Genomic DNA, 17,184 nt, shown 5'->3' with positions numbered 1-17,184 from the left:
TCAATTATTTTTCTACACTAACCAGGTGTCTCACCTTTTCAACCATACCAAGAATTTGAGGAGTTGCCTCAAATTCCTTAGTTGCATTTATTTTTGTTAGTCCAAGAGCCGTCAAAGTTCTTTTTTGACGTTCGGTAGAACCGATTTTGCTCTTCACTTGAGTTACTTTTATCTTAGCCATTTTTGCTATCCTTATCCGTTAAATACTTTGTCTAACGTAACACCTCTGAGCTGGGCTACAGTCTGTGCGTCTCTTAATTCTTTGAGCGCATTAATGGTAGCTTTTACAAGGTTGTGAGGGTTCGATGAACCTTTCGACTTTGCCAAAACGTCGGTTACACCAACACTTTCGAGTACAGCACGCATCGCACCACCGGCTTTTACCCCGGTACCGTGTGAAGCTGGCTTCATGAAAACGCTGGCTCCTCCATACTTGCTATACTGCTCGTGAGGGATGGTTCCGTTTAAAACAGGAACCTTAACCAGGTTTTTCTTGGCGGCTTCAACACCTTTAGCGATTGCCGTTGTTACTTCGTTAGCTTTACCTAAGCCCCAACCTACGATGCCATTTTCGTTACCAACTACAACAATAGCAGAAAAACTAAAAGTTCTACCACCCTTTGTAACCTTGGTTACACGGTTAATGGCAACTAACCTATCCTTTAAATCAAGGTCGTTATTGCTTCTTACTTTTTGATTATCTCCTGCCATAGTTATTAAAATTTAAGACCTGCTTCACGTGCAGCATCGGCTAATTGTTTAACTCTACCATGGTACAAAAATCCGTTACGGTCGAATACCACGTCTTCTATTCCGGCACTTTTTGCCTTTTCGGCGATCAATGTGCCTACTTTAGCGGCCTGCTCGGTTTTAGTAACTTTTTGTGCAGCGATCTCTTTCTCTAGCGAAGAGGCTGCCAAAACAGTTTTCCCGTTTACATCATCTACTAGTTGAACAGAAATTTGCTTGTTACTTCTGAAAACCGACATTCGGGGCTTCTCTGAAGTACCCGAAATCTTACCCCGGATACTTTTCTTTATTTTTAGTCTTCTCTCTATTTTAGAAAAAGCCATAATTTTAAATTTTAATCAGATTAAACTTTAGCAGATTTACCAGCTTTACGTCTGATTTGCTCTCCCACAAACTTAACACCTTTACCTTTATAAGGCTCTGGCTTACGAAGCGAACGGATTTTAGCGCAAATCTGACCCAGCAATTGCTTATCTGCAGATTCTAAGGTAATAATCGGATTACTCTTTCTGTCGGTTACAGCCTCTACTTTGATTTCGGCTGGCAACTGAATATGAATGGGGTGAGAGAATCCTAAAGATAGCTCAAGAATCTGTCCCTGGTTTGTGGCTCTGTAACCTACACCCACCAATTCCATTTTCTTAACGAATCCATTTGATACTCCTTCAACCATATTGTTGATAAGCGAACGACATAAACCGTGCTGAGAACGGTGATTTTTAGACTCTGAAGGTCTTTTCACCTCAACCTGCCCATCATTCACCTCTACTGTCATTTCTGGATTAATTTCTTGCGAAAGTTCTCCTTTTGGCCCTTTAACGGTAACAAGGTTTTCCTTAACTGTTACTGTAACTCCGGCCGGTATCGAGATGGGTTGTTTTCCTATCCTTGACATACTGTTTCCTCCTTAATTAATAAACGTAACATAAAACCTCACCACCAACTTGAGCCGATCTAGCTTCCTTATCGGTCATAACACCTTTAGAAGTAGAAAGGATGGCGATTCCTAAACCATTTAACACCCTTGGCATTGTTTTGTAGCCAACGTACTTACGCAAACCGGGTGTACTTACGCGCTTAAGCGTCTTTATTGCAGAAAGTTTCGATTGAGTATCGTACTTAAGTGCAATTTTAATTATTCCTTGCTTGTTGTCTTCCACAAACTTGAAGTTAAGGATATAACCTTTGTCGTAAAGAACTTTGGTCATTTCCTTTTTTAAGTTTGATGCAGGAATTTCAACAACTTTGTGTTTTGCCATAATGGCATTTCTGATACGAGTCAGAAAATCTGCTATTGGATCTGTCATTTTAAAAAAGTTTAAATTAATCCCGATAACGGGACAATATTTATACTTGAAACCTAATATTTTCTACCAGCTGGCTTTTTTCACTCCAGGTATTAGACCTGCAGCAGCCATCTCGCGGAATTGAATCCTGGACAAACCGAATTGTCTCATATATCCTTTTGGACGACCTGTAATTTTGCAACGGTTGTGCAAACGTACAGGAGAAGCGTTTTTAGGCAATTTTTGTAATGCTTCATAATCACCTGCTTCTTTCAATGCCGCTCTTTTTTCAGCGTATTTGGCAACAAGCTTGGCTCTTTTCACTTCCCGAGCCTTCATTGATTCCTTGGCCATATCTAACTATTTTTTGTTTTTAAATGGTAAACCAAAAGCCTTTAATAAAGCAAAAGCTTCCTCATCGGTATTTCCAGAGGTCACAAAGGTAATATTCATACCCAAAATCTTACTAACTTCGTCAATATTTATTTCGGGAAAAATAATTTGTTCCTCAATACCTAAGGTATAGTTTCCACGCCCGTCAAGCTTGCTGTTTACCCCTTTAAAGTCGCGAATACTTGGCAAAGAAATACGAATAAGTCTTTCCAAGAACTCGTACATGTTGTTTTTTCTAAGTGTTACGCGAACACCGATAGGCATTTTTTTACGCAACTTAAAGTTAGAAACGTCCTTCTTTGAAAGACAAGGAACAGCTTTTTGACCGGTGATGGCGGTAAGCTCCTTAATTGCGATGTCAACCATTTTTTTATCGGCCACTGCTTGACCGACACCTTGGTTGATCACAATTTTCTCTAATTTCGGAACCTGCATTACAGTTTTGTACTCAAATTCCTTCATCAATGCAGGAACAACTTGCTCCTTGTACATTGTTTTTAAACTAGGTGTATAGCTCATTACTTGATCTCCTCCCCTGATTTTTTAGCAAACCTTACTAATTTACCTTCATCGTCTTTGCGGCGTCCGATACGGGTAGCCTCTCCGTTTGAAGGATCTTTAAGGTTTAAGTTAGAGATGTGGATGGGAGCCTCTTGCTTAACGATACCCCCTTGCGGGTTGTCAGCGTTTGGCTTGGCATGCTTAGACACCATATTGATTCCTTCCACGATAGCTCTATTTTTACTCACAAGGACTTCAAGTACCTTACCTTCTTGTCCTTTATATTCTCCGGCGTTCACAATTACTGTATCGCCTTTTTTAATATGTAACTTTCCCATTGCTATCTTTTATTAAAAATTTATAGCACCTCAGGAGCCAATGAAACGATTTTCATGTAGCCGTCGCGTAATTCTCTGGCAACAGGGCCAAAGATACGAGTACCGCGCATTTCACCTGCTTGGTTCAACAACACACATGCATTTTCGTCGAAACGGATATATGACCCGTCGGCTCGTCTGATCTCTTTTTTTGTACGAACAACTACTGCCTTAGTAACTGTGCCTTTCTTCATTTCTGTAGAAGGCATTGAACTTTTAACGGTTACTACGATACGGTCACCGATGGTGGCGTATCTTTTTTTTGTGCCGCCAAGTACCCTGATGCAGAGTACTTCTTTGGCACCACTATTATCGGCAACAGCCAATCTGGATTCTTGTTGTATCATGATTACTTAGCTCTATCGATAATTTCTACTAATCGCCAGCGTTTAGTTTTGCTCAACGGGCGAGTTTCCATAATTTTTACTGTATCACCAGCATTGCAGTCATTTTTTTCATCGTGAGCGTGAAATTTCTTGGTCTTTTTCACGAATTTACCGTAAACCGGGTGTTTTTCACGAATCTCAACAGCAACCACGATAGATTTATCCATTTTGCTGCTAGCAACGATACCGATACGTTCTTTTCTTAAGTTTCTTTTTTCCATCACTAAACTATTTTTCGGTTAATTGCCTTTGACGCAAAATAGTTTGCAATCGTGCAATGTTTCTACGTAAGTCTCTTATCTGCAAAGGGTTTTCCAATGGAGATATACTATGATTGAGTTCTAAACGAATAAGCTCTGCACGCTCGGTATCAATCTTTTCGATGATCTCGCTGATCGCCATTTCATTAATTTCTGATACTTTCATCTTACTTCTTATGCTTTAGATTCAACATAGTCTCGTCTTACAACGAATTTAGTAGTAACAGGCAATTTTTGAGCTGCTAAACGCAATGCTTCTTTTGCTGTTTCGTATGGTACTCCTTCACATTCAATAATGATTCTTCCCGGAGTAACAGGAGCTACAAATCCTTCTGGGCTACCTTTACCTTTACCCATACGTACCTCTGCAGGTTTCTTGGTAATTGGTTTGTCAGGAAACACCCTGATCCAGATTTGTCCTTGACGTTGCATGTAACGGGTTACCGCAATACGAGCCGCCTCAATCTGGCGTCCGGTAAGCCATTTACTTTGTAAGGATTTAATTCCAAAAGATCCGAATGCCAGCTCTGCACCACGTTGTGCTTCGCCCTTCATTCTGCCTTTTTGCCTTCTTCTGTATTTTACTTTCTTTGGTTGTAACATCTTTCTAACTCATTTACATTAGCTGATGATTACTTTCTTCTCTTCTTGAAACTCCCACCTTTGCGGCCGCCGCTATCTTTGGCAGCGAAGTTTGGTGATAGATCCGGTTTCCCGTAAATCTCTCCTTTACAAATCCAAACTTTGATACCTAGCAAACCTGTTTTGGTAAGAGCTTCCGCCTGAGCGTAATCGATATTTGCACGGAATGTGTGTAGCGGGGTTCTTCCTTCTTTGTACATTTCCGATCTGGCCATTTCTGCACCGTTCAAACGACCTGAAACTTGAATTTTGATACCTTCCGCTCCCATTCTCATGGTTGAAGCAATAGCCATTTTAACTGCACGACGGAAAGCGATACGGCCTTCCAACTGACGAGCGATGTTGTTGGCTACAATAATAGCATCCAATTCGGGTCTTTTCACCTCAAAAATGTTGATTTGAACCTCCTTGTCGGTGATTTTCTTCAACTCCTCTTTCAGTTTGTCAACCTCCTGGCCGCCTTTACCGATAATGATACCCGGACGAGCCGTGTGTACAGTAATCGTTATCAGCTTTAGTGTACGTTCAATAATAATTCTCGAAATACTAGCTTTAGCTAGACGCACGTTAAGATATTTACGGATTTTAGTATCTTCTAATAACTTGTCGCCGTAATTCTTTCCGCCAAACCAGTTAGAGTCCCATCCTCTGATGATACCCAACCTGTTACTTATTGGATTTACTTTTTGTCCCATCTAGCTAACTTTTATTTCTTCTTGTTTATTCACGTTGCTATCAATATAAATGGTTACATGGTTCGATCTTTTTCTGATGCGGTGAGCACGCCCTTGCGGAGCCGGTCTCAATCTTTTCAAAATCCTTGCTGAATCAACGTTAATTGATTTCACGACAAGATTTGCATCTTCCATGCGTACCCCTTCGTTCTTCTCTTTCCAGTTTGCAATAGCGGAAAGAAGTAATTTCTCTACCCTGCGCGAAGCTTCTTTAGATGAATACTTCAACAGGTCAAGAGCTAAGTTCACCTCTTTACCTCTGATCATATCTGCAACCAGGCGCATTTTACGTGGAGAAGTAGGCACATTGCGAAGTGAAGCAAAGCTTACCTGCTTATTTGCTTCCTTATTTTGTTCTGCTCTGAGTCTTTTTCTAGCACCCATTTTAATTCTCTTTATTAAGTTACTTTACCGTTAGGTTACCTTTTCTTATTACCTCCGTGACCTCTGTAGGTACGTGTTGGTGAAAACTCGCCTAACTTGTGACCTACCATATTTTCGGTCACGTAAACAGGAATAAATTTATTTCCGTTGTGCACTGCGATAGTATGTCCCACAAAATCAGGAGATATCATCGATGCTCTTGCCCAGGTTTTAATTACCGTCTTTTTACCTGAATCGTTCATCTTAAGAACTTTAGCTTCAAGCTTATAATCGATAAATGGGCCTTTTTTTAATGATCTGCTCATAATTTCTTCTGATTACACGTTATTTTTTACGTCTTTCAATAATGTACTTGCTTGTCGCTTTTTTCTTGTCACGAGTTTTAAAGCCTTTAGCTAATACACCTGTACGTGATCTTGGATGACCTCCAGACTGACGTCCTTCACCACCACCCATTGGGTGATCTACCGGGTTCATGGCCACACCACGAACGCGAGGACGACGACCTAACCAACGTGAGCGACCTGCTTTACCAGATCTTTCAAGCGCGTGGTCTGAGTTACCAACCGCACCGATTGTGGCACGACAAGTAGTCAGGATCATTCTAGTTTCACCAGAAGGTAATTTAATCACGGCAAATTTTCCGTCACGAGCAGCCAATTGAGCAAAAGTACCAGCACTACGTGCCATAATTCCACCCTGTCCCGGGCGTAACTCAATATTGTGGATGATCGTTCCCAGAGGGATCTCTTTTAGGGTTAACGTGTTTCCCAGATCCGGGCTTACGCCTTCTCCGGAATTCACTGTTTGACCGACTTCTAATCCATTAGGAGCGAGAATGTAACGCTTTTCGCCATCGGCATACGCCAACAATGCGATACGTGCACTACGGTTTGGGTCGTATTGTATAGACTCAACTGTAGCAGCAACACCGTCTTTATTTCTCTTGAAATCGATTACCCTGTAACGTCTCTTATGACCCCCACCCTTATAACGCATGGTCATTTTTCCAGTGTTATTTCTACCGCCGGATTTTTTGATGGGTTTCAGTAAGGACTTCTCTGGTGTACTTGAGGTAATCGTATCAAATGCACCAATAACTTTGTGTCTCTGCCCCGGTGTTGTGGGCTTTAGCTTTCTTACTGCCATTTTACTTAAATATTGCTATAAAAATCAATCTTATCTCCTTCTGTCAAAGTAACAATTGCCTTTTTGTAAGCAGCAGTTTTACCTACTTGCACACCACTTTTTGTATAACGGCTTTTCACTTTACCGGCATAATTCATGGTGTTTACTTTTTCAACTGTTACATTGTACATTTCCTCAACCGCCTTCTTAATCTGTAGTTTGTTAGCGTCTTTGTTCACAACAAAACCGAAACGGTTTAGCTTTTCACTTATCTCGTTGAGTTTTTCAGTAACTATTGGCTTAATTAATATTTGCATTTTAAAATCTCCTTAAGCTTTAAATTAAAGATTACCTAATCCTTCAACTGAACTTTCCACTAGAACCAAAGCTCCGGCTTTCATAATACTATAAGTATTCAATTCAGCTAATGTTACTACTTCCGATTTTGGAATATTTCTTGAAGCAAGGTATACGTTTTTGTCAGCTTCGTTTAAAACCACCAATGAACGTTTTCCCTCTACTTTAAGGCTCTTACGAATTTGAGCGAACTCTTTGGTTTTTGGAGCTTCCATGTTGAAATCTTCAACAATGATGATGCTTCCGCTTTTAGCTTTATATGATAAAGCCGACTTGCGGGCAAGCTCTTTTAACTTTTTGTTCAATTTAAATCCGTAGTTACGCGGACGCGGACCAAAAATACGACCACCACCTCTGAATACAGGCGACTTGATGCTACCAGCACGGGCTGTACCGGTACCTTTTTGCTTTTTGATCTTACGTGTACTACCTACGATTTCTGCTCTTTCCTTTGACTTATGGGTTCCCTGACGTTGATTTGCTAGGAACTGTTTTACATCAAGATAAATAGCATGATCGTTGGGCTCAATACCGAAAACTGCATCTTCTAACTCAACAGTTTTTCCGGTCTCTTCTCCTGTTATGCTTAATACTTTAAGTTCCATTACATTTCAACAATTAGATATGAACCTTTAGCTCCTGGAACCGAACCTTTCACAATAATAAGGTTGCTTTCAGGAATCACTTTTAATACTCTAAGGCTTTCTACCATCACTCTGTTTCCGCCAGTACGCCCAGCCATGCGCATACCTTTAAAAACACGAGCAGGGTAAGATGCTGCACCGATAGAACCTGGGGCTCTCAAACGGTTGTGCTGTCCGTGGGTTGAACCACCTACACCACCAAAACCATGACGCTTAACCACACCTTGAAATCCTTTACCTTTAGAGATTCCGGTAACGTCAACAAAAATATCTTCTTTGAAGATGTCAACTTTTACCTCATCACCTAAGCTCAATTCTTGTTCGAACCCTTTGAACTCAACAACACTTCTTTTGGGAGTTACGCCTGCTTTTTTAAAGTGGCCTAGCTCTGCCTTAGTAGTGTTCTTTTCCTTCTTGTCGTCGAACGCCAGCTGTACAGCCTCATAACCGTCGGTATCCACAGTTTTCACCTGCGTAACCAAGCATGGGCCAGCTTCGATAACAGTGCATGGAATGTTTTTTCCATCGGCACTGAAAACGGAAGTCATTCCGATTTTTTTTCCAATTAATCCTGGCATTGTTACAAAAATTAAATATTAAATAATCGATTCACACCGCCCGTGCTTCGACCTACGGGCCATGTGAACTTATTTTTCTTTTATCAAACTTTGATTTCCACTTCTACTCCGCTAGGCAATTCTAACTTCATCAGCGCATCGATAGTTTTAGCTGTTGAGCTATAGATATCGATCAAGCGCTTGTAGGATGAAAGCTGGAATTGCTCTCTCGACTTCTTGTTTACGAATGTTGAACGCAACACTGTAAATACCCTTTTGTGAGTTGGAAGAGGAATAGGACCGCTTACTACAGCTCCTGTTGTCTTTACCGTCTTAACGATTTTCTCGGCTGACTTGTCAACCAAGTTGTGATCGTAAGATTTTAATTTGATTCTTATTTTCTGACTCATCTTGAGATCTTATTATAATAATTCTACTTTACCTTCAGCTTCTTTTACTACTTCCACAGCAATCGCTTTAGAAACCTCTTCGAAGTGCGAGAACACCATAGAAGAAGTTGCACGACCGGAAGAAATAGTACGTAAAACTGTTACATATCCGAACATTTCGGCAAGAGGCACCTTAGCTTTTACCACGCGAGCACCAGCTTTAGATTCCATTCCTTCAACCTGACCACGACGCTTATTGAAGTCACCGATAATGTCTCCCATATATTCTTCGGGAGTAACCACTTCAACTTTCATGATAGGCTCCAGAAGAACCGGTTTTGCTTTGGCACTTGCTGCTTTAAAAGCCTGACGACCCGCGATCTCAAAAGACAACTGGTCAGAATCCACAGGGTGGAAAGAACCGTCATTAAGTACAACTTTTAGACTGTCGACAACAAATCCTGCCAACACTCCGTTTTGCATAGCATCCTTGATACCTTTTTCAACTGAAGGGATAAATTCTTTAGGGATATTACCACCTTTTACCGCGTTGATAAACTCAAGGCCTTCTTTTCCGTCTTCTCTAGGACCAACAGTGAGGATTACATCGGCAAACTTACCGCGACCTCCAGATTGTTTCTTAAACACTTCTCTGTGATCCACGGTTTGCGTGATCGCTTCTTTGTAGGTTACCTGAGGACGTCCCTGGTTACATTCTACTTTAAACTCACGTTTTAAACGGTCAACGATAATTTCAAGGTGAAGTTCACCCATACCGCTAATTACCGTCTGCCCGCTATCTTCGTCGGTTTGAACACGGAATGTTGGATCTTCCTCGGCCAATTTAGCCAAAGCCACCCCTAACTTGTCCATGTCTTTTTGTGACTTAGGCTCTACCGCCACTCCGATTACCGGATCCGGAAAATCCATAGATTCCAGGGTAATTGGGTGTTTTTCATCACATAATGTATCTCCGGTACGAATATCCTTAAAACCTACACCTGCACAGATATCACCTGCCTCGATCACGTCTTGCGGTAACTGCTTGTTAGATTTCATTTGGTACAGGCGAGAGATACGTTCTTTTTTACCTGTACGCGTATTTAAAGTATAAGAACCTGCTTCTAATCTACCTGAGTAAATACGCATAAATGCCAGACGACCTACAAACGGATCGGTAGCAATTTTAAACGCTAATGCAGAGAAAGGAGCATTTACATCGTTAGGGCGTGAATCTTCGTTACCAGTATTTGGATTAATTCCGGTAATATCAGGAATATCCGTTGGTGCAGGCAAGAAAGCCACCACAGAGTCAAGCAAACGCTGAACACCTTTGTTTTTAAAGGCAGAGCCACACATCATAGGCGTAATAGTCTGGTTGATGGTAGCCTTACGGATTACCGCAATCATTTCCTCCTTGGTGATCGATTCCGGATCCTCGAAATAACGCTCCATCAGCTCCTCGTCAGATTCGGCCACAGCTTCCACTAACTTGTCTCTCCACTCTTGCGCTTCAGCTTTCAAGCTTTCACGAATTTCTTTTAATTCGTAACGCGATCCCATTTGCGCATCATCGAACCAAACCACCTCTTTATTTTCAATTAGGTCGATAACCCCTTCGAAATCATCTTCCGCTCCAATAGGAATTTGAAGGGGAATAGGATTGGCACCTAACATTTCCCTTACCTGACGGACTACTTCGAAGAAGTTAGCACCCGAACGATCCATTTTATTGACGAAACCGATACGGGGCACACCATATTTGTCGGCTTGTCTCCATACAGTTTCTGACTGTGGCTCCACACCACTTACAGCACAGAATAAGGCAACAGTACCATCTAACACCCTTAAAGAACGCTCCACCTCTACGGTAAAGTCAACGTGACCCGGGGTATCGATAATGTTTATCTTGTACGATTCGTTATTATAGTTCCAGTTGGTTGTAACAGCAGCAGAAGTAATGGTAATACCTCTTTCTTGCTCTTGCTCCATCCAGTCCATGGTAGCAGCACCATCGTGAACCTCACCAATTTTATGGGTAATACCAGTATAAAACAGAATACGCTCTGTTGTAGTGGTTTTCCCTGCATCGATATGCGCCATGATACCGATATTTCTGGTGTGTTTTAAATCTGAATTTCCCATTTTATTTTTTCCCTTAAAAGATTAGATGATTAGAACCTAAAGTGAGCAAATGCTCGGTTAGCCTCCGCCATCCTGTGCATATCTTCTTTTTTCTTGAAGGCACCGCCTTCGTTGTTATAAGCCGCAACAATTTCAGCAGATAGTTTTTCTGCCATTGATTTACCACTTCTTTTGCGCGCAAAAAGTATCAAGTTCTTCATAGCTACAGAAACTTTTCTTGAAGGACGAATTTCGGTTGGAACCTGAAAAGTTGCCCCACCTACTCTACGACTCTTTACTTCTACTGCAGGAGTGATGTTTTCCAACCCTTTTTTCCACATTTCCAAAGCTGGTTTCCCTTCTTTTTCTGCTTTATCAGCCATGCGGTCCAATGCATCATAAAAAATACCGTAAGCAGTTGATTTTTTACCGTCGAGCATCAGGTTGTTGATGAATTGTGTTACCAAAGTATCGTTGAACTTTGGATCTGGAAGCAATATTCGCTTCTTTGGTTTACCTTTTCTCATTTCTTCTTGTTTATCAGTTTATTATTGGCTGTCAATGTTTCTGTGTCTTCAAAAGCAAGGTATTGCCTTTTACTCAACCTTCTGTTTTAACTACCAATAAACAAAACTATCAGTTAAACACTTGTTTAAATTACTTCTTAGGACGCTTAGTTCCATATTTAGAACGACGTTGAGTACGTCCTTCAACTCCTGATGCATCTAAAGCTCCACGTACTAAGTGGTAACGTACACCTGGAAGATCTTTTACCCTTCCTCCGCGCACAAGTACAATAGAGTGCTCCTGAAGATTGTGTCCTTCTCCTGGGATATAGGCATTCACCTCTTTCCCGTTAGTTAGACGAACCCTTGCTACCTTTCTCATGGCCGAGTTCGGCTTCTTTGGTGTAGTCGTGTACACCCTCACACATACACCTCTTCGCTGAGGACAAGAATCTAGTGCTCTAGACTTACTTTTCTCAACCATTGTGGTGCGTCCTTTACGAACTAACTGTTGAATCGTTGGCATATAACTAAAATTGTTTAAATAAAATTCTTTTAAAACCGCTTATAACTATCGCTTTTCCTCTACTAAAACACACTGATTTACAGTACCTTTTCATATTTTTAGACAAAAAAGCGATGCAAAAGTACTAATTTTCAACGAAAAACGAACAATTTATTGCAATATTTTTTCGAATCTTTTAAGTACTTGTTGCTAGAATACAAATTGTTAGTGATATTTGGTGCTCGGTAGTCGGTAGTTGGTGATCGATTTACAGAGGCTGGTTCTTCCCTATTGTTCCCTGGAAGAGGAAGTACTCCGCAAAAGACGGTGTGATGGGGGTTGATAAGCCATGTAAATCACTACACCCCCATCCCTTTTACTGTGTAAAAGTACTTCCCCCGACTCTGTGTCGAGGGAAGAGCTTTTAGTGTGGCGTTTGTTTTTTTAGCTTGAGTTTGGGTGTTAAAATTAATATTAGTGTTGGTTCTTCCCATTTACGTGGGCTACAGAAAGAGGAAGTACGCCGCAGCAAGCGAAGGGATGGGGATTTATATTTTACTTGAACCCAACTATCTTTTTGCCTATATTGTAATGAAAACTAACGTACACTTTTATGCATACTGCGGTAATCAGAACATATCAACAAGGCAACAAAGATATAGCAATCAGACCAACATATAACTATGCCAAAGCTAAACAGCACTTTAGCGACTATGTGCAACATAACCGACATATGCAAAATGTAAATGCCCTTAAAAGCATAGATTGCGCCCTGCATAAGCGACCAGGCTATACTGAGTATTTAAAAGAAAAAGCATACCTGTTACAAAAAACAGGTTATAACAACGAGGCTTATAAAATTTACAGGTTAGCTCTTGAAACCGATAAAAAACGTACAACTATTATTATAGTTAACGACAGGTTGAAAAACAGGGATGATGTGTACACGGAAGCGGAGGCCAGAAAAAAAAAGGTTATTGAAAGATTCGATTATAACCATACTGTTTTCCATCCCAGGCAAAACAAAAAAATGCGCACCTTAAAAGGTTGCATGAGCGGTTATGCCACGCGCGTAGTATGTTCTTTACTATTACCTGTGTTGTTTTCACTGATAAGCAGCGTAGCACAGGCCCAAAGCGTAAATGGTTATATACGTAACAGTTCGGGTACAGGATTACAAAATATTATGGTTGAAGTAACCCAGGTAGATGAACCCACCAATACACATTCCGCTACAACCGACGCCAACGGTTTTTACCAAATTTCCAATGTTTCCACGGATATTGAAAATGAAAATGCCCTTAACAAACCAACAATTACAATAAGCGAATCGAAATTACATATTACATATCGAAACTATACCAACCATGTGCGTCTATATAATTTAGAAGGGAAACTTCTTAAAACCGAAAAAGCTTTAATGCTTAACGAACATTGTTACAAGACAAGCTTTGATTTAGGAAATATCAATGAAAAAATACTACTAGTATGCAGTAGCCGTAATGCAACGAAGATAGTATACTCAAATAAGGGCAGTATGGGTAGCGACAAGGCTACACCTAAATTAAAAAGCAAAACAAGAAACTTTGTAAACTTCCATTTCGATTTATCTGATCCGCAGGGCATGTACCAAAGCCTTAGCGAGCTTAAGGAAATTGATATAGAAGGGAGTAATCAAGTTGATTTTGAATTAGAAGAACACGTAGCATATTTTTGGCGAAAATTCGAACCCGAAATAAGTGAAAGTGGAACAACAGCAACATTAATTATTAAAAATGATGAATTCAATTATAACGATACAATATTTAACGTTGGTCTAAATAGTTGGTGGAAAGATACAGTACCAGTAAATCCAAATGGAACAACAGAATATGAATTAAAATATATCACACCAGTACCAGAGGGAGAGATACCTCATTATGACTTAGTTAAAACGATTGAACTAAGTAAAGATGAACAATCAATAGGTAAAGATAATCCAAAAGCATTAGAACAACAACAAAAAATCAAAGGTAAAGTTACGTATTTCGATAATAAAGCAAATGCAACAGGAGTTGATTTAATATTTAGAGATAGTGATGGAAATATTGTTGATTCACTAAGAACAATTGATGGATATTATGAAGTGGGACCATACCCAGTTAACACAGATGTAAAAACATTAGATGTTCACGTTCCAGAAGATCATCCAACAAATAAAGATGAAGAATATTTTGGACACAAAGGAATACCTATAATCTATGAAAGTCAAGTTGGAGACTACGGAATTAATACAGGACGATTAACAAGAAAAGAAAAAGTTACTCACATGAACGACAGTATTAGACAATATAACATAACATTAACTCCGACTAAATGGACTGATCCTGAAAGTGGAGAACTAGCACAAGTAAACCCCGCACACCTAGTTATAATGGATGGAACTGCAGGATGGGATTTACCAAATTTAAGAGAAAGACCAATTAATGTTTATTTCAAACCAACAAGCCAAAATAATCAATGGTTATACGTAATGGCAGACAAAATAGAAAATAATTTTGGAATTCCATTTCAAATTAACGAAGTTAGTGAAGAATTATCCACTTCAAATTTACCAAATGTGACTAGTCTTGATGAAGAATTTTTGAATAGTATTGAACATAGAACTGGAATGAATGTGGAAGTTAATGAACATCCGGGATTAACATATCCATCAGGTACAGCTGAAAATTATGATAACATACCATTTTTCACAGTTGAAGATATAAGAATAAGAGGACCTCCAATAGGAGGCCTAACAGGAACAGAATATATGATAAACGAAGATTTTAGAGAATTGCTCGGAAGAAGACTAAAAAGTAATGAAATTTCAAATGAATATTACCTTAGTGTAATAAATCCCAATACCCCCATCAATCTAGATACTGCAAAAATGATTTATGATCAAATTAATTTTAACATAATTCATAACCACAGAAAAGCAAGAATTAATAGTGATGAAAAAGAAAGAGTTCACAACGGTCAATATACTCTAAGACCAAATAAAAATAGTGATTTTTATAGTACGAAAACTCAAAATGAATTATACGATGAAGAACGATTTAAACATTGGGACACGACAGGCATCCCTGAATTCAATCAAAAGTTCTTTGATTAGAACTTTTGAAAATTGAATAAATTCAACAAATACAAAAGTTATTTGACTAAAACTCTTGAAAATAGAATAAATACAAAAATTATTTGAACTGATGAATAAGTTTAAAGAAAGTTAACAAGGAAAAGATATTTTGAATAAAAAGTGTATTAAGAGCAATGATTTTATTATAATTTAATTGTTCGTTTCTTTTTTAATTCTAAAAATAAAATTGTCAACAAAAACATGTTGACTGTAAAAAATATTTAGTATATACGAATGTTAGTCTCAGCGGTATCAATAGTATAAACATCATAAGAACCAACACGATAATCTAAACAACAAGACTGCTCATACAAACCATCACTACCAAGAACCTGACCAGAATAGCTATCAAGGAAACAAGAAGACCTGTAAAGATCAAACAAATCACCAGTACTAACTTCTAATAAATCATCACAAACAATGTCGGAAGGAAAACCAGCATCACAATTACCAGAAAAGTCAATCTCACAACGACCAGCAGAAGAAACATACACGAAACCAACAGGACAAAAAGGCTGACCCTTCAAATCAATAGTAGAACCAGAAGAACAACTAACAAAACCAGAACTAGAATTAACAAGACGAGTGTAATAATCACCATTCAAATCAACAGCACCAGTAAACTCAGGTAAACAAACAAAATCATCAGAACCATCACAAGAACCAGAAGAACAAAAGACCTCATCCTCACAAACAACATCAGAAACATAATTGGAAAGTGAAGCATCATAAGAACAACTAATACCTGAACAATCAGAAACAAAATCAGTCTCACAAGAAAAACTCTGACTCAAATCAACAAAATAACGACGAGACTGAACAACATTAGAAATATCGTAAACACAACTAGAAGATTGACAATTACGATAAGTAACTTCATCACTGCAAGTATAAGCACTATCATCACAAACAAGCTCACAAAAAGAAGAACTATCAGGATTAGAAGAATCACAAGCAGCCCAACAAGAACTAGGATTAGTTAACTCACAAACACGCTCAGTAACAATATCACAACTAGAAGTATCACAAGAAGAAACATCAACAAGAGAAGGATAAGAACCAACAACAACATCGTCAACAACTAAAGAACCATCATTACACTCATACAAGTTAGTAAAATAATTAAGAGAGATACTAGAAACACTAGCATCACAAATAGATGACTTTTCACATAAATCAAAAGATTGACCTGAAACACAAAAATCTAAACCACAACTACCAACAGGACAATCATGATTATTACTAAAAAATCCAGGTTTAGGCTCAACACCTTCTGTAACAGAACCTAAAGAAACATAACAACCAGTCTCACCAAGAACACACAAAGGCTTACCAACACTAGGGCCCTCATTATTACAACAATAACCACTAGGAGAAGAAGTCAAACCATCAACCCAAACAGGAGCACTAGTCCGATTCCCAGATCGTGCCCGATCTTGCGCAACGTATATTTGCATCTTATGCAGTAAACAGCTGGAGTTTTGACAAAGGTTTCTGGCACAAAGACAACAAAGAAAAATTACAGGGAAACGTGGAAACACTGGTGTTGCTCAAAAAAGGCAAATGCAACAAAGCAGAATACAAAGAAGAGCACAGTCAAAGGTTTCTGAAGCTGAGAAACAAGCACAGCGCGGTTGAATCGAACGTGAACGAGTTGGAGCACAGGGGGCTAGACCGCTGCCCAGACAAGGGTTACCATAATTTTAAAAGATACGTGAGCCTTTCGGTAAGTGCATACAACCTCCGAAAAATAGGAGAGGAACTAATTGCGGAAATGCGTGCCACTGAAAAAACAGACAGGCTTCATATACATGTCGCATAAAATACCTCAAATAACAATATATAAGGCATCTGTGCAGGACTACCTATGTCCTTACATTTGCAAAACTGACAAAAAACAATGGTAAAATCAGTCTGGTTAACAATAAGTAATCGGGCGGCCTGCTCCACCACTTTTACTGTCCAAACAAATTAGCTTGGGTGTATCCATTTTGGATAAAAAGTAGCCTTTTCTTGCCGACGCTAATTAGTCTCTGCACGTAAACCCGATATGTATTCACGCTCAACTGGTTAGTGTTGAAAACTAGTTAGAATCTTTATGGGT

At 39.3% G+C, this 17,184-nt stretch carries 26 protein-coding genes; 2 read left to right on the top strand and 24 right to left on the bottom strand.

The window, feature by feature from the left end; genetic code table 11:
• Positions 1-4 precede the first annotated feature (4 nt).
• The 23 genes from rpmD to rpsL form a co-directional block, all read right to left on the bottom strand.
• Positions 5-181: a 50S ribosomal protein L30 gene (gene rpmD, locus ACRD64_RS19645; protein WP_430935218.1), complete on the bottom strand. Its 177-nt coding sequence runs from the start codon at positions 179-181 to the stop codon at positions 5-7.
• A gap of 11 nt (positions 182-192) precedes the next feature.
• Positions 193-711: a 30S ribosomal protein S5 gene (rpsE, locus tag ACRD64_RS19640; protein ID WP_430935216.1), complete on the bottom strand. Its 519-nt coding sequence runs from the start codon at positions 709-711 to the stop codon at positions 193-195.
• Positions 712-716: 5 nt separating this feature from the next.
• Positions 717-1,073: a 50S ribosomal protein L18 gene (gene rplR, locus ACRD64_RS19635; RefSeq protein ID WP_430935214.1), complete on the bottom strand. Its 357-nt coding sequence runs from the start codon at positions 1,071-1,073 to the stop codon at positions 717-719.
• 20 nt (positions 1,074-1,093) lie between these two features.
• Positions 1,094-1,645: a 50S ribosomal protein L6 gene (rplF, locus tag ACRD64_RS19630; protein WP_430935212.1), complete on the bottom strand. Its 552-nt coding sequence runs from the start codon at positions 1,643-1,645 to the stop codon at positions 1,094-1,096.
• A gap of 16 nt (positions 1,646-1,661) precedes the next feature.
• Positions 1,662-2,057 (bottom strand): 30S ribosomal protein S8, encoded by a 396-nt coding sequence (gene rpsH, locus ACRD64_RS19625; RefSeq protein WP_430935210.1) that lies wholly within the window; start codon positions 2,055-2,057, stop codon positions 1,662-1,664.
• A 63-nt stretch (positions 2,058-2,120) separates the two neighbouring features.
• Positions 2,121-2,390, bottom strand: coding sequence for a 30S ribosomal protein S14 (gene rpsN / locus ACRD64_RS19620; protein WP_430935208.1), 270 nt, complete (start codon positions 2,388-2,390; stop codon positions 2,121-2,123).
• Between the two features lie 6 nt (positions 2,391-2,396).
• Positions 2,397-2,948, bottom strand: a complete 552-nt coding sequence (rplE, locus tag ACRD64_RS19615) for a 50S ribosomal protein L5 (RefSeq protein ID WP_430935206.1) — start codon at positions 2,946-2,948, stop codon at positions 2,397-2,399.
• Positions 2,948-3,268, bottom strand: a complete 321-nt coding sequence (gene rplX / locus ACRD64_RS19610) for a 50S ribosomal protein L24 (RefSeq protein ID WP_430935204.1) — start codon at positions 3,266-3,268, stop codon at positions 2,948-2,950. The genes rplE and rplX overlap by 1 nt, the downstream gene beginning before the upstream one ends.
• 20 nt (positions 3,269-3,288) lie before the next feature.
• Positions 3,289-3,654: a 50S ribosomal protein L14 gene (gene rplN / locus ACRD64_RS19605; RefSeq protein ID WP_430935202.1), complete on the bottom strand. Its 366-nt coding sequence runs from the start codon at positions 3,652-3,654 to the stop codon at positions 3,289-3,291.
• Between the two features lie 2 nt (positions 3,655-3,656).
• The gene (gene rpsQ / locus ACRD64_RS19600) at positions 3,657-3,914 is read right to left on the bottom strand and encodes a 30S ribosomal protein S17 (RefSeq protein WP_430935200.1); all 258 of its coding nucleotides are present in this window, start codon (positions 3,912-3,914) and stop codon (positions 3,657-3,659) included.
• A 7-nt stretch (positions 3,915-3,921) separates the two neighbouring features.
• The gene (gene rpmC, locus ACRD64_RS19595) at positions 3,922-4,119 is read right to left on the bottom strand and encodes a 50S ribosomal protein L29 (RefSeq protein ID WP_430935198.1); all 198 of its coding nucleotides are present in this window, start codon (positions 4,117-4,119) and stop codon (positions 3,922-3,924) included.
• A gap of 8 nt (positions 4,120-4,127) precedes the next feature.
• A complete protein-coding gene (gene rplP / locus ACRD64_RS19590) occupies positions 4,128-4,556 on the bottom strand; it encodes a 50S ribosomal protein L16 (protein WP_430935196.1) in 429 nt (142 codons plus the stop codon).
• A gap of 29 nt (positions 4,557-4,585) precedes the next feature.
• On the bottom strand, positions 4,586-5,290 hold the full coding sequence (rpsC, locus tag ACRD64_RS19585; protein ID WP_430935194.1) for a 30S ribosomal protein S3: 705 nt from the start codon (positions 5,288-5,290) through the stop codon (positions 4,586-4,588).
• Complete coding sequence (rplV, locus tag ACRD64_RS19580) at positions 5,291-5,713, bottom strand: 50S ribosomal protein L22 (protein ID WP_430935192.1); 423 nt, start codon at positions 5,711-5,713, stop codon at positions 5,291-5,293.
• A gap of 35 nt (positions 5,714-5,748) precedes the next feature.
• The gene (gene rpsS / locus ACRD64_RS19575; RefSeq protein WP_430935190.1) at positions 5,749-6,018 is read right to left on the bottom strand and encodes a 30S ribosomal protein S19; all 270 of its coding nucleotides are present in this window, start codon (positions 6,016-6,018) and stop codon (positions 5,749-5,751) included.
• 19 nt (positions 6,019-6,037) lie between these two features.
• Positions 6,038-6,862, bottom strand: a complete 825-nt coding sequence (gene rplB / locus ACRD64_RS19570; protein WP_430935188.1) for a 50S ribosomal protein L2 — start codon at positions 6,860-6,862, stop codon at positions 6,038-6,040.
• Between the two features lie 5 nt (positions 6,863-6,867).
• Positions 6,868-7,158, bottom strand: a complete 291-nt coding sequence (gene rplW, locus ACRD64_RS19565) for a 50S ribosomal protein L23 (protein ID WP_430935186.1) — start codon at positions 7,156-7,158, stop codon at positions 6,868-6,870.
• A gap of 24 nt (positions 7,159-7,182) precedes the next feature.
• Positions 7,183-7,803: a 50S ribosomal protein L4 gene (rplD, locus tag ACRD64_RS19560; RefSeq protein ID WP_430935184.1), complete on the bottom strand. Its 621-nt coding sequence runs from the start codon at positions 7,801-7,803 to the stop codon at positions 7,183-7,185.
• Positions 7,803-8,420, bottom strand: a complete 618-nt coding sequence (rplC, locus tag ACRD64_RS19555) for a 50S ribosomal protein L3 (RefSeq protein WP_430935182.1) — start codon at positions 8,418-8,420, stop codon at positions 7,803-7,805. The genes rplD and rplC overlap by 1 nt, the downstream gene beginning before the upstream one ends.
• 83 nt (positions 8,421-8,503) lie before the next feature.
• A complete protein-coding gene (gene rpsJ / locus ACRD64_RS19550) occupies positions 8,504-8,809 on the bottom strand; it encodes a 30S ribosomal protein S10 (protein WP_027472457.1) in 306 nt (101 codons plus the stop codon).
• A gap of 12 nt (positions 8,810-8,821) precedes the next feature.
• Positions 8,822-10,933, bottom strand: coding sequence for an elongation factor G (fusA, locus tag ACRD64_RS19545; RefSeq protein ID WP_430935179.1), 2,112 nt, complete (start codon positions 10,931-10,933; stop codon positions 8,822-8,824).
• 29 nt (positions 10,934-10,962) lie between these two features.
• Positions 10,963-11,439 carry a 30S ribosomal protein S7 gene (gene rpsG / locus ACRD64_RS19540; protein WP_430935177.1) on the bottom strand — a complete coding sequence of 159 codons (477 nt, stop codon included), beginning with the start codon at positions 11,437-11,439 and terminating at the stop codon, positions 10,963-10,965.
• A 130-nt stretch (positions 11,440-11,569) separates the two neighbouring features.
• On the bottom strand, positions 11,570-11,944 hold the full coding sequence (gene rpsL / locus ACRD64_RS19535) for a 30S ribosomal protein S12 (protein WP_430935175.1): 375 nt from the start codon (positions 11,942-11,944) through the stop codon (positions 11,570-11,572).
• Positions 11,945-12,536: 592 nt separating this feature from the next.
• Between rpsL and ACRD64_RS19530 the strand changes: the two genes are divergently transcribed.
• Positions 12,537-15,059, top strand: coding sequence for a carboxypeptidase-like regulatory domain-containing protein (locus ACRD64_RS19530; RefSeq protein WP_430935173.1), 2,523 nt, complete (start codon positions 12,537-12,539; stop codon positions 15,057-15,059).
• Positions 15,060-15,301: 242 nt separating this feature from the next.
• Here the strand turns inward: ACRD64_RS19530 and ACRD64_RS19525 are convergent, their stop codons facing one another.
• Positions 15,302-16,537: a hypothetical protein gene (locus ACRD64_RS19525; protein WP_430935171.1), complete on the bottom strand. Its 1,236-nt coding sequence runs from the start codon at positions 16,535-16,537 to the stop codon at positions 15,302-15,304.
• Here ACRD64_RS19525 and ACRD64_RS19520 point away from each other — a divergent pair.
• A complete protein-coding gene (locus ACRD64_RS19520; protein ID WP_430935169.1) occupies positions 16,507-16,902 on the top strand; it encodes a hypothetical protein in 396 nt (131 codons plus the stop codon). The genes ACRD64_RS19525 and ACRD64_RS19520 overlap by 31 nt on opposite strands.
• Positions 16,903-17,184: the final 282 nt, after the last annotated feature.

This window comes from Saccharicrinis sp. 156 (genome assembly GCF_050589685.1).
Classification (GTDB): Bacteria; Bacteroidota; Bacteroidia; order Bacteroidales; family Marinilabiliaceae; genus Saccharicrinis.
This window is presented reverse-complemented; position numbering and strand designations above follow the sequence as displayed.